The following is a 12,190-nucleotide window of genomic DNA, read 5'->3' as shown; positions in this document are numbered from 1 at the left end:
GAACACTCCTCCGACGACGCGTGGTCCGTCCGGCCGTCGCGGTGCGACGGCTCAGGGGTGCAGACCCGCCCCACCCGGAGAACTCATCGGGCCGCGCCGGTCAGTCGACGCGAGGGGCGTACCCGGCCGCGGACAGCGCGGCCAGCACGTGCTCGGCGTGGTCGGGGCCGCGGGTCTCCAGGTGCACGCCGACCTCCACCTCGCCCAGCACCAGGCGCGGCGTCAACCGCTCGTGCTCGACGGAGAGCACGTTGGCGGCCAGCCCGGCCAGCTCCCGCAGCAGCCCGGCGAGCGAGCCGGGCCGGTCGGGCACCTGCACCCGCAGCGACAGGTAGCGGCCGGCGGCGGCCATGCCGTGCTGGACGACCTTCATCATCAGCACCGGGTCGATGTTGCCGCCGGAGACCACCGCCACGACCGGTGGTGCGAACGCGGCGGGGTCGGCCAGCAGCGCGGCGACCGCGGCGACCCCGGCCGGCTCGACCACCAGCTTCGCGCGCTCCAGACAGAACAGCAGCGCCCGGGAGAGGTCGCCCTCGCTGACCGTCACGACGTCGTCGACCAGGCCGGAGACGTGCGCCAGGGTGAGGTCACCGGGGGCGGCGACGGCGATGCCGTCGGCCATCGTCGCCATGCTGGTCAGCGGCACCGGCCGACCGGCAGCCAGCGAGGCGGGGAAGGCGGCTGCCGTCGCCGCCTGGACCGCGACCACCCGGACGTCGGGACGGCGGGCCTTCACGGCGGCGGCGATCCCGGACACCAGCCCGCCGCCGCCGGTGCAGACGACCACCGTGGCCACGTCCGGGCACTGCTCGAGCACCTCCAGGCCCACGGTGCCCTGCCCGGCGATGACGTCGGGGTGGTCGAAGGGGTGGATGAACACCGAGCCGGTCCGGTCGGCGTACTCGACCGCCGAGAGGATCGCCTCGGTGAGGGTCTCCCCGCCGAGCCGGGCGTCCGCGCCGTAGCCGCGGGTGGCGGCGACCTTGGGCAGCGGGGCGCTCTCCGGCATGAACACGGTCGCGGCCGCACCCAGCTCGCGGGCGGCCAGCGCGACGCCCTGTGCGTGGTTGCCGGCGCTGGCCGCGACCACGCCCCGGGCGCGCTCGGCGTCGCTGAGCCGGGCGATCCGGGTGTAGGCGCCGCGGATCTTGAACGAGCCGGTGCGCTGCAGGTTCTCGCACTTGAGCCACGCGGGCCCGCCGACCCGCTCCGCCAGCGCGCGGGAGTGCTCCAGCGGCGTCCGGCGCACCACGCCGTCCAGCAACCGCGCGGCCGACTCGACGTCGGCACCGCTGACCAGGGGCACTGCACCGGGGACGGACACGCCGCCGATCCTCGCAGTCCGCGGATGCGCGGTGTGACGGACACCCGGGTGTCACAGGTCCGTCGTACCGTGGTCGAGGTGACGGACGCCGCACTGACGGGGACCACCCAGTCCCCCACCCCTCCCGCTCCCACCACTCTCGGCGAGCTCCGCGCCAGCGGAGCCGCCCCCCGGCCGGTCAAGGCCGAGATCCGCCAGAACCTCCTCGCCCGGCTGGCCGCCGGCGAGCCCACGCTGCCCGGCATCGTCGGCTTCGAGGACACCGTCGTGCCCGAGGTCGAGCGGGCGCTCATCGCCGGGCACGACCTGGTGCTGCTCGGCGAACGCGGCCAGGGCAAGACCCGGCTGATCCGCACCCTGGTCGGCCTGCTCGACGAGTGGACCCCGGTGCTGGTCGGCAGCGAGCTCAACGAGCACCCGCTGCAGCCGATCAGCGTCTGGGGGCACCGTCAGGTCGCCGAGCACGGCGACGCGACCCCGGTCGGCTGGCTGCACCGCAGCGAGCGGTTCGGCGAGAAGCTGGCCACCCCCGACACCAGCGTCGGCGACCTGATCGGCGACGTCGACCCGATCAAGGTCGCCGAGGGCCGCACCCTGGGCGACCCGGAGACGGTCCACTACGGGTTGGTGCCGCGCACCAACCGCGGCATCTTCAGCGTCAACGAGCTGCCCGACCTGGCCGAGCGGATCCAGGTCGCGCTGCTCAACGTGCTGGAGGAGCGGGACATCCAGATCCGCGGGTACCGGGTGCGGCTGCCGCTGGACCTGCTGCTGGTGGCCAGCGCCAACCCCGAGGACTACACCAACCGCGGCCGGATCATCACCCCGCTGAAGGACCGCTTCGGTGCCGAGGTGCGCACCCACTACCCGATCGAGCTCGCCGACGAGGTGCGCCTGCTGGAGCAGGAGGCCCAGACGACCTGGCTGGGCGGGAGCGGCGAGCTCGGCACCCCGCTGGTGCCGCAGCACCTGGTGGAGATCGTCGCCCGGTTCACCCGGCTGGTCCGCGAGTCCAGCCACGTCGACCAGCGCTCCGGGGTCAGCGCCCGGTTCGCCATCGCCGGGCTGGAGACGGTGGCCGCCTCCGCGGTGCGCCGGGCCGCCGTCGCCGGGGAGAGCCGGCCGGTGGCGCGGGTGGTCGACCTGCCCAGCATCGTCCCGGCCAGCCGCGGGAAGGTGGAGTTCGCCGACTCCGGCAGCGACGCCGACGACGACCGCGACCTGGAGGTGCTCGAGCACCTGCTGCGCCAGGCGACCGCGCAGACCTTCCGGGCCCGCTGCGGCGGCCTCGACCTCACCGGTCTGCAGGAGCACTTCACCGGCGGGGACACCGTGGAGTCCGGTGACCTGGTGCCGGCCGCCGTCCTGCTCGGGCAGCTGGGCACCATCCCGCACCTGGCCCAGCTGCTCGGCCGGCTCGGGGTGCCCGAGGGCGAGCAGTCCGCCGAGCAGGCCGCCGCCGCCGTCGAGTTCGCGCTGGAGGGGCTGTGGCTGACCCGCCGGCTGGCCAAGGACACCGACGGCTCGCGCACGGTCTACGGAGCCTGAGATGCCGCAGCGACGGCACGGCGGCTACCGGTACGGGAAGTGGCGGGGCGGGCCCGACCCCCTGGCGCCGCCCTACGACGTGGCGTCCGCGGTCGACGAGATCGGCGACCAGGTGCTGGCCGGCAGCGGCGTGCGGGAGGCGATGCGCGACCTGCTGCGCCGCGGTGTCGACGGTCGGCGCGGCCTGGACCAGCTGCGCCGCACCGTCCGGGACCGGCTGCGCCAGGCCCGCGAGGCCGGCCGACTGGACGGCACGCTGGAGCAGGTCCGGGAACTGCTGGACCGGGCGGTCGAGGCCGAGCGGACGGCGCTGTTCCCCGACCCCGACGACGCCGCCCGGCTGGCCGAGGCCGAGCTCGACACGCTGCCGGAGGACACCGCCGGGGCCGTCCGCGCGCTGAAGGACCACGCCTGGCGCTCGCCCGAGGCCGCCCAGGCCTACCGGGAGATCGAGGAGCTGCTGCGGCAGGAGGTGCTGGACAGCTCGTTCCAGGGGATGAAGCAGGCCCTGCAGCAGATGCAGGACGGCGACGGCGCGGCGATGCAGGCGGTCAAGGACATGGTCGCCGACCTGTCCGCGCTGGTCGATGCGCACAACCGGGGCGAGGACACCGACCAGCAGTTCGCCGACTTCATGGACCGGCACGGGCAGTTCTTCCCCGACGACCCGCAGTCGGTGGAGGAGCTGATCGACTCCCTCGCCCGCCGGGCGGCCGCCCAGGAGCGGATGATGGCCGGGCTGTCGGCCGAGCAGCGGGCCGAGCTGCAGGACCTGATGGGCCAGGCGATGGGCGACCTCGGGCTGCAGAGCGAGATGGCGCACCTGTCCGATGCGCTGCGGCAGGCCCGGCCGGACCTGCCGTGGGGCCAGCGCGGCCCGGTGCCCGACGGGGACCAACCGCTGGGGCTGGGCGACGCGACGACCGCCGTCGCCGAGCTCGCCGACCTGGAGGCGCTGTCCCAGCAGCTGTCCCAGGGCTACGCCGGCGCCTCGCTGGCCGACGTGGACGAGGAGCTGCTGGAGCAGGCGCTGGGCCGCTCGGCCGTCGACGACCTCGCGGCGTTGCGTCGGCTGGAGCGGGAGCTCGAGCGGCAGGGCTGGCTCGACCGCTCGGAGGGGGCACTGCAGCTCTCCCCCAAGGCGGTGCGCCGGCTGGGTGCCACGGCCCTGCGCCGGGTGTTCGCGAAACTGTCGGCCACCGGTCGCGGGGAGCACGACGTCGCCGACGCCGGCGCCGCCGGGGAGCTGACCGGGGCCTCGCGGGAGTGGCGGTTCGGCGACGAGCAGCCGCTGGACGTCGTCCGCACGGTGCGCAACGCGGTGCTGCGCAGCGCCGGCAGCCCCCGCGAGGAGGGCCAGCGCCGGGTGCAGATCGCCGTCGAGGACTTCGAGGTGGTGGAGACCGAACGGCGCACGGGGGCCGCGGTGGCCCTGCTGGTCGACCTGTCCTACTCGATGGCGCTGCGCGGCACCTGGGGCGCGGCGAAGTCGACGGCGATGGCCCTGCACTCGCTGGTGACCACCCAGTTCCCGCAGGACGCCATCGAGATCATCGGCTTCTCCTCCACCGCCCAGGTGCTCCGCCCGGAGACCCTGGCCGAGCTGTCGGTGGACACCCTGCAGGGCACCAACCTGCAGCACGGCCTGATGCTGGCCCGCCGCTTCCTGGCCCGGCACCGGGACGCCGAGCCGGTGGTGCTGGTGGTCACCGACGGGGAGCCGACCGCCCACCTGGAGGACGACGGGACGCCGTACTTCTGCTGGCCGCCGATGCCCGAGACGATCGCCCGCACGGTGGCCGAGGTGGAGCGGGTGGCCCGCACCGGCGCGACGCTCAACGTCTTCGCCCTGGACCCCGAGCCCGGGCTGGTGGAGTTCGTGCACGACATCACCGCGCGGGCCGGCGGCCGGGTGTTCCAGCCCGACAGCGAGCGACTCGGCGAGTACGTCGTCGCCGACTACCTGCGCACGCGCCGCGGTCGTCGCGGCCGGTGACGGAGGGTGACCAGGTGACTGCTCCTGCTGCACCCTCGTGGGGTGCAGCAGGAGGGGTCTGATCAGGTCAGTCGTCGCACAGGGCCGGCTCCGGCGACGGGACCGCCCAGGATCGAGGAGACTGTTGTCGTGACCACCGAGGCGGAGTCCGGGACGATCACCATCGAGCAGGTCGACGCGGCGGCGACCTACCCGCTGCGCGCCCAGGAGCTGCGCCAGGGCCGACCGGTCGAGATCGACGAGGACGACGCTCCGTACACGCTGCACCTGGCCGCCCGGATCAACGGGGACGAGGTGGTCGGCGTGGTCCGCTTCCACCCGCGCGACTGCCCCTGGCGGGAGGGCGAGGGCTCCTGGCAGCTGCGGGGCATGGCCACCGACCCGCGGGTTCGGGGGCTCGGCGCGGGCCGGGCGCTGGTCGCCGCGGGCCTGGCCCGGGTGGCTGCCTGCGGCGGGCAGCTGGTCTGGTGCGACGCCCGGGCGTCCGCCGTCGGCTTCTACGAGCGCCTGGGCTTCCAGATCGTCACCGACGAGTACGACCTGCGGCCGGTGGGCGGGCACCGCGGCATGCTGATCGAGCTGCCGATCAGGTGACCGGGTGGGCTCCGCTGGAGCTGACCCCGGGGATCTGTCCGGACCGGAAGGCGTTGACGAAGAGCCGGTGGTCGGCGCGGGTGCGCTCGGCGTGGGAGTGCGCGAAGTCGATCAGGTCGGCGATGAACTCCTCGCGCCGGTCACCGATCATCTCGGTGATCGCGTCCTCGGTCTGGAAGTCGACCAGTTCGTGGTCGCTGTCGGCGTCCCCGACGCAGTGCATCTTGGCCGTGGCCCGCCCCAGCTGGGCGACCACGGGCAGGATCTCCTCCGGCTCGGTCAGGTCGTCCCAGTCCAGGTCCAGCTCGTAGGGCGAGAGCTCGGCGACCACGTAGCCCACGCCGTCCATCTCGGTGTGCCCGAGGAAGGCCGAGGCGTAGGACTGCAGCGCCCGCTGGCTCATCGCCGTCCGGTGCCCCTCGTGCTCGAAGTGCCGGCGGATCTCCGGGTCGGTCACCACCCGGCTGGGCGCCGGCACGTTGCCCTGCTTCATCGACAGGACGACGTCGTTCTCCAGCGCCTGGTCGTACCCCTCGATCAGCACGTTGTAGGCCGGCAACCCGGCGCTGCCGATGCCGAAGCCACCGGTGGCGACGACGTCCTTCACGTCGTAGGTCACCTCCCGGCGGCGCTTGCCGGGCGGGAGCGTCTCCCGGTACCGCTCCACGGCGGCCAGCACCCGGTCCCGCTCGTCGTCGTCCAGCCGGCGGGTGCGCGGACGGTCCGCGAAGCGGCGCTGGTGCGCCTCGATCACCGTCATCCGCTCCAGCAGCGCGATCCGGGTGTGCTCGGTGGTCTCCAGCACGAGCTCGTGCACCGCACCCTCGGTGTTCTCCCGGCGGAGGGCGAAGGAGCGGTCGTCGTCGGCGGCGACGAAGGCGTGCACCTGGTCCAGGTAGGACTCCAGGTAGCGGCGCAGCACGGCGTCGATCACGTCGTCGCCGAGCGCCTTGCGCCAGGCGAGGAGGGCGAAGCTGGCGGCGAACCGGCGCAGGTCCCAGCTGACGTGGCCCAGATAGGCCTCGTCGAAGTCGTTGACGTCGAAGACGATCCGGCCCTGCCCGTCCATGTAGGTGCCGAAGTTCTCCGCGTGCAGGTCACCCTGGATCCACACGCGCGACGTCCGCTCGTCACACCAGGGGTCCTCCAGCGTCGCCATGTCGGCGTAGAACAGGCATGCCGACCCGCGGTAGAAGGCGAAGGGATCCGCCGCCATCTTGCGGAACTTGGTCCGGAAGGCGTCGGCATCGGCGGCCATGAGGTCGGAGAAGGCGTCGACGAGGACGTCGACGATCTGTTGCTGCCGGTCGGCGGGGTCCCCGCCAGCAGGGGTGATCTCAGCGCGTTCGTCCACAGCGCCACCGTAGGGGGTGGCTAGCCTGGGATTCAGCGCTCCGGGCCGCAGCACGCGGCCGAGGAGCCAGGAGAGAGGACGGGCCGGGTGACACGAGCGAGCAGGGCGCGGCGGCTGGCGACCGGCGCCGCCTACGGCGGTGGCGGCGTGGGGCTGGCCGGCGCCGCGCTGGTGGCGCTGCTGCGCCAGGAGGCGCGGGCCGCCCGGCGCCGGGTCAAGGCGAACCCGTCCGAGGCCGACCCGCCCACCGGCAACGGCGTGTACGGCCGCGGTCGCGGCAAGCCGCTCGTGCTCGCGGTGCTCGGCGACTCCAGTGCCGTGGGGCTCGGGGTGGACGACGCCGGGCAGACCCCTGGTGTGCTGATCGCCGCAGCGCTGGCGGAACTGGCCGAGCGGCCGGTCCGGCTGGCCAAGTTCGCCAGGTCCGGCGCCGTGTCCAAGGACCTCACCGCCCAGGTGGACCAGGCCCTGCTCGAACGACCCGACGTCGCCCTGATCATGATCGGCGCCAACGACGTCACCAGCCGGGCCCGGCCCGCGGACTCGGTGCGGGCGCTGGCCGAGGCCGTGCGCCGGCTGATCGCCGCGGACTGCCAGGTCGTCGTCGGCACCTGCCCCGACCTGGGCACCATCCGGCCGATCGCCCAGCCGCTGCGGGTGCTGGCCCGGCGCTGGAGCCGCCAGCTGGCCGCCGCGCAGACGATCGCCGTGGTCGCCGAGGGCGGGCGCACCGTCTCCCTCGGCTCGGTCCTCGGCCCCTCGTTCGCCAGCGACCGGGAACTCTTCAGCCACGACGAGTTCCACCCGTCGGCGGCCGGGTACGCCGCGGCGGCCGCCTCGATGCTGCCCTCGATCGCCGACTCGATCGGCGTGTGGCCCGCGGCAGCCGACCGGGGGCTGCGGCTGCGCCGGGACACCGTCCGGCCGGTCGCCCAGGCCGCGGCCCGAGCCGCCGGCCGCACCGGCACCGAGGTGCAGCCGACCGCCGTCCGCGGCAACGAGACCGGTCCCCGGGGCCCCTGGGCCCGGCTCCGTCGACGGCGGCCCCCGGAGATCCCGACGCCCGAGCAGGCCGACGAGTCCGTGCTGGAGGCCGCACCGCAGTGAGCGCCCCGCCGCCGACGGACGGCGGAGCTACCCGGGGGTAGGTTCGGGTCATCTGACGTCCGTCGCCGCCTCCGAGGTGGCGCGCCTCATCGTGGAGGACCCATGCCCGAAGCCGTCATCGTCGCCGCCGCCCGCTCCCCCATCGGCCGCGCGTTCAAGGGGTCGCTCAAGGACCTCCGTCCGGACGACCTGGCCGCGACGATCACCCGGGCCGCGTTGGACCAGGTGCCGCAGCTGGACCCGACCGACATCGACGACCTGATGCTGGGCTGCGGCCTCCCCGGCGGTGAGCAGGGCTTCAACATGGGCCGGGTCGTCGCCGTCCTGATGGGGATGGACCACCTGCCCGGGACGACGATCACCCGCTACTGCTCCTCCTCGCTGCAGACCACCCGGATGGCGCTGCACGCGATCAAGGCCGGCGAGGGCGACGTGTTCATCTCCGCCGGCGTCGAGCTGGTGTCCCGCTTCACCAAGGGCAACTCCGACGCCATCCCGGACACCCACAACCCGCGCTTCGCCGACGCCGAGGCCCGGGTCGCCAAGACCGCCGAGAGCGGCGCGGAGAGCTGGCAGGACCCGCGCGAGGACGGCGAGCTCCCCAACGCCTACATCGCCATGGGCCAGACCGCGGAGAACCTCGCGCTGCTCAAGGACGTCTCCCGCCAGGAGATGGACGAGTTCGCCGTGCGCAGCCAGAACCTGGCCGAGCAGGCGATCGCGAACGGCTTCTGGGAGCGGGAGATCACCCCGGTCACCACGCCGGACGGCACCGTGGTCAGCAAGGACGACGGCCCGCGCGCCGGCACCACCCTCGAGGGGCTCGCCGGTCTGAAGCCGGTCTTCCGCCCCGACGGCCGGGTGACCGCGGGCAACGCCTGCCCGCTCAACGACGGCGCCGCCGCCCTGGTGATCATGAGCGACCGCAAGGCGCAGGAGCTGGGCATCACCCCGCTGGCCCGGATCGTCTCCACCGGGGTCACCGGGCTGTCGCCGGAGATCATGGGCTACGGCCCGGTCGCGGCCTCGGAGCAGGCGCTGGCCCGGGCGGGCATGTCCATCTCGGACATGGACCTCGTGGAGATCAACGAGGCGTTCGCGGCCCAGGTCATCCCCAGCTACCGCGACCTGGGCATCGACATCGACAAGCTGAACGTGCACGGTGGCGCGATCGCGGTCGGGCACCCCTTCGGCATGACCGGCGCCCGGATCACCGGCACGCTGCTCAACGGGCTGCGCGCCCGCGACGGCCAGTTCGGCCTGGAGACGATGTGCGTCGGTGGCGGGCAGGGCATGGCGATGGTGCTCGAGCGCCTCTCCTGACGTCGCGCCCCGGCGGCCGACCGGCCGCCGGGGCTGCGCGCACAGACGACCGTGGCCCGGCCCCCTCGCGGGGACCGGGCCACGGTCGTCGTGTGTCAGACCCCGGGACGGGGGCCTGCGATCACTCGCGGAAGTAGCTGAGCAGCCGCAGGATCTCGATGTACAGCCAGATGACCGTGACCAGCAGGCCGAAGGCGATGTACCAGGCGAACTTCGGCTCGACGCCGCGGCGGATCGCCTCGTCGGCCATGTCGAAGTCCAGCAGCAGCGTGAACGCCGCGACGCCGATGACGACGATGCTGAAGATGATGGCCAGCGGGCCACCGTCGCGCAGGCCCAGGCCGCCGGGGATGAAGAAGCTGGCGACCAGGTTGACGATCACGAGCGCCAGGACGCCGAAGAGCGCGCCCACGATCCAGCGGGTGAGCTTCGGGGTGACCCGGATGGCGCCGGTCTTGTAGACCACCAGCATGCCGGCGAAGACACCGAAGGTGCCGATGAGCGCCTGCGCCACGATGCCGCTGTACTGGTCGTTGAACATCTCGCTGATCGCGCCGAGCGCCACGCCGTAGAGAGCGCCGTACGTCAGCGTCGCGACCGGGTTGGCGACCTGCTTGAACGCGATGACCAGGCCGAGCACGAGGGCGACCAGGACGGCCGGGAGCGTGAGGCCCAGGGCGAGACTGTCCGGCAGCACGGCCCAGGTGACGGCGGCGGAGAGCACCGTCACCAGGAAGCTGAGGCCGGTCTTGGTGACGACGTCGTCCATCGTCATGTAGGCGCGGTCGGTCGCGGCGTACGGCGACGGAGCGGCGTACGGGTCGTGCTGGGTGGGTGCCCCGCCGTACGTCTGCTGCGGGGCGGAGCCCCAGCCGGCGGACGGGCCGTTGCCGGCTGCCGGGAGGCCCCGGAAGGCCGGGTTGCTGCTGGGCATCGTCATCTCCTCGAGGTGACTGGTCGGGCCGTGGGGCTCAGTTCGTCCGCCCCACGCTGTCTGGTGTAACGCCAGCTCAGCGCCGGTAGTTCCCGTGTGCCCGGGACCACCCGGACGGGTGCCCCCGGTCGGGTTCGAACCGACACCGGAACCCTTTTAAGGGGCCTGCCTCTGCCGATTGGGCTACGGGGGCGCGGGCTCGGGGCCCGCCCGGGACCCTAGCTGGCCCGGGGGCCCGACTGGTCCCGGTCGGCCGCGCTCGGCGGCGGGATCGACGGGGCCTGGCCGCCGGTGGCCGCGGCGACGAACTCCCGCCGCGGGTTCTGCAACTGGCCCAGCGCGATGACCTCGCGCCGGAACACCGAGGCGAGCGCCCAGTCGGCGACCACCCGCACCTTGCGGTTCAGGGTGGGCACCCGGCTGACGTGGTAGGCGCGGTGCATCCACCAGGCCGGTCGGCCCTTGAGCTTGACCCCGTAGACCTGGGCCACCCCCTTGTGCAGCCCGAGGCTGGCCACCGAACCGGCGTAGGCGTGCCGGTACTCCACCGGCTGCTCACCGTCCAGCACGGCCACGATGTTGTCGGCCAGCCGCTTGGCCTGCCGCACCGCGTGCTGGGCGTTCGGGGCGGTGGTGGCGCCGGGCTCGTCCTTGGTCACGTCCGGCACCGCGGCGAGGTCGCCGGCGGCCCACGCGCCGTCCAGGCCGTCGACCTGCAGCGTGGCCCGGCAGCGGACCCGGCCGCGCTCGTCCAGCGGCAGGTCGGTCTGGGCGAGCATCGGGTGCGGCTTGGTGCCCGCCGTCCAGACCAGGGTGTCGCTGGCGAACTCGTCACCGTCGCCGGTGCGCACGACGCCGTCGTCGGAGACGGAGTCCAGCGTGGTGTTGAGCTTGACCTCCATGCCGCGGGCCTGCAGCTGCTGCACCGTCCAGGCACCCATGTCCGCGTCGACCTCGGGCAGGATCCGGCCGGTCGCCTCCACCAGGACCCAGCGCATGTCCGCCGGGGACAGCCGGGGGTAGTAGCGCTCCAGGGCGTAGCGGGCCATGTCCTCCAGCTCGGCGAACGCCTCGATGCCGGCGTAGCCCCCGCCGACGAAGGTGAAGGTCAGCGCCCGCCGGCGCACCTGCGGGTCGTCGGTGGAGCTCGCGGCGTCCAGCCGGGCCAGCACGTGGTTGCGCAGGTAGATGGCCTCGCCGACGTTCTTGAAGCCGATGCCGTGCTCGGCGAGGCCCGGGATGGGGAGGGTGCGGGCCACCGAGCCGGCGGCCATCACCAGCACGTCGTAGCGCAGTTCGAAGGAGTCGCCCTCGGCCGGCGTCACCGTCGCGGTCCGGTCGGCGTGGCTGAGCCCGGCCACCGCACCGGTGATGACGCGGCACTGGTCCAGCGTGCGCCGCAGCGGGACGACGACGTGCCGGGGCTCCACCGAGCCGGCCGCCGCCTCGGGCAGGAACGGCTGGTACGTCATGTGCGGTTGCGGGTCGACCACGATGATCTCCGCCCGCCCGCGACGCAGCTTCTTCTGCAAGCGCAGGGCGGTGTAGAGGCCGACGTAGCCGCCGCCCACGATCAGGATCACCGGTCGCTGGGCCATGGACTCACCGTAGGCCCGCACGCGCCCCGGCGGACACCTGTCGCCGACTCATCCCGCGGCGGCGAGCTCCTTCGCCCGGTGCAGCACCGCGTCCAGCATCGGCTCGGTGAGCCGGCCGGTGAAGGTGTTCTGCTGGCTGACGTGGTAGCTGCCGAGCAGGGTCAGCGGGCCGTTCGGGCCGGCCAGCGACACCTCCACGCCGTGCCCGAACGCCGGCCGCGGCCGGGGCAGCGGCACCCCGGCGCCGGCCAGCACCGGCCACAGCGCCGTCCAGCCGAACCCGCCGAGCACCACGATCACCCGCAGTCGGGGCAGCAGCGCCAGCTCCCGGGCCAGCCACGGCGAGCAGGTGTCCCGCTCCTCCGGCGTGGGCGCATTGGCCGGTGGCGCGCACCGCACCGCGGCGCAC

Annotated in this window: 10 protein-coding genes and 1 tRNA gene; 5 read left to right on the top strand and 6 right to left on the bottom strand. The window is 73.9% G+C overall.

All coding sequences use genetic code 11. The features are described from left to right. Window positions 1-100: 100 nt before the first annotated feature. Window positions 101-1,327: a threonine ammonia-lyase gene (ilvA, locus tag G5C62_RS04125; protein WP_197058613.1), complete on the bottom strand. Its 1,227-nt coding sequence runs from the start codon at window positions 1,325-1,327 to the stop codon at window positions 101-103. Window positions 1,328-1,405: 78 nt separating this feature from the next. Here ilvA and G5C62_RS04120 point away from each other — a divergent pair, with 78 nt between their 5' ends. From G5C62_RS04120 to G5C62_RS04110, 3 genes are all read left to right on the top strand, one after another. Beyond that, on the top strand, window positions 1,406-2,875 hold the full coding sequence (locus G5C62_RS04120; RefSeq protein ID WP_164700046.1) for a sigma 54-interacting transcriptional regulator: 1,470 nt from the start codon (window positions 1,406-1,408) through the stop codon (window positions 2,873-2,875). A 1-nt stretch (window position 2,876) separates the two neighbouring features. After that, window positions 2,877-4,871 carry a VWA domain-containing protein gene (locus G5C62_RS04115; RefSeq protein WP_036341071.1) on the top strand — a complete coding sequence of 665 codons (1,995 nt, stop codon included), beginning with the start codon at window positions 2,877-2,879 and terminating at the stop codon, window positions 4,869-4,871. Window positions 4,872-5,000: 129 nt separating this feature from the next. Continuing rightward, on the top strand, window positions 5,001-5,465 hold the full coding sequence (locus tag G5C62_RS04110) for a GNAT family N-acetyltransferase (RefSeq protein ID WP_052091663.1): 465 nt from the start codon (window positions 5,001-5,003) through the stop codon (window positions 5,463-5,465). Here G5C62_RS04110 and G5C62_RS04105 read toward each other — a convergent pair. Next, entirely contained in the window at window positions 5,458-6,819 is a 1,362-nt protein-coding gene (locus G5C62_RS04105; protein ID WP_241175692.1) for a DUF2252 domain-containing protein, read from the bottom strand. The two genes, G5C62_RS04110 and G5C62_RS04105, sit on opposite strands and share 8 nt — an antisense overlap. An 87-nt stretch (window positions 6,820-6,906) precedes the next feature. On the opposite strand from G5C62_RS04105, the gene G5C62_RS04100 reads away from it, so the two are divergent. Both G5C62_RS04100 and G5C62_RS04095 read left to right on the top strand, forming a co-directional pair. Continuing rightward, entirely contained in the window at window positions 6,907-7,926 is a 1,020-nt protein-coding gene (locus G5C62_RS04100; protein ID WP_036341069.1) for an SGNH/GDSL hydrolase family protein, read from the top strand. A gap of 102 nt (window positions 7,927-8,028) precedes the next feature. Continuing rightward, window positions 8,029-9,249, top strand: coding sequence for an acetyl-CoA C-acetyltransferase (locus G5C62_RS04095; RefSeq protein ID WP_036341067.1), 1,221 nt, complete (start codon window positions 8,029-8,031; stop codon window positions 9,247-9,249). A 121-nt stretch (window positions 9,250-9,370) separates the two neighbouring features. On the opposite strand, the gene G5C62_RS04090 is transcribed toward G5C62_RS04095, so the two are convergent. From G5C62_RS04090 to G5C62_RS04075, 4 genes are all read right to left on the bottom strand, one after another. Then, entirely contained in the window at window positions 9,371-10,183 is an 813-nt protein-coding gene (locus tag G5C62_RS04090) for a Bax inhibitor-1/YccA family protein (RefSeq protein ID WP_164700045.1), read from the bottom strand. Between the two features lie 119 nt (window positions 10,184-10,302). After that, a tRNA-Leu gene (locus G5C62_RS04085) sits at window positions 10,303-10,376 on the bottom strand. 25 nt (window positions 10,377-10,401) lie between these two features. Beyond that, a complete protein-coding gene (locus tag G5C62_RS04080; RefSeq protein WP_164700044.1) occupies window positions 10,402-11,781 on the bottom strand; it encodes an NAD(P)/FAD-dependent oxidoreductase in 1,380 nt (459 codons plus the stop codon). A gap of 48 nt (window positions 11,782-11,829) precedes the next feature. After that, window positions 11,830-12,190 (bottom strand): uracil-DNA glycosylase family protein (locus G5C62_RS04075; protein ID WP_277424754.1); only part of this gene is annotated, 361 nt, incomplete at its 5' end.

The organism is Modestobacter sp. KNN46-3 (assembly GCF_011039295.1).
The sequence above is the reverse complement of the archived record's forward strand: the minus strand, read 5'-3'. Positions and strand labels throughout refer to the sequence as shown.

Coding starts and splice junctions, on each gene's coding strand:
- G5C62_RS04090 (WP_164700045.1), bottom strand. CDS start 10,183: ATGCCCAGCAGCAACCCGGCCTTCCGGGGCCTCCCGGCAGCCGGCAAC.
- G5C62_RS04080 (WP_164700044.1), bottom strand. CDS start 11,781: ATGGCCCAGCGACCGGTGATCCTGATCGTGGGCGGCGGCTACGTCGGC.
- G5C62_RS04095 (WP_036341067.1), top strand. CDS start 8,029: ATGCCCGAAGCCGTCATCGTCGCCGCCGCCCGCTCCCCCATCGGCCGC.
- G5C62_RS04115 (WP_036341071.1), top strand. CDS start 2,877: ATGCCGCAGCGACGGCACGGCGGCTACCGGTACGGGAAGTGGCGGGGC.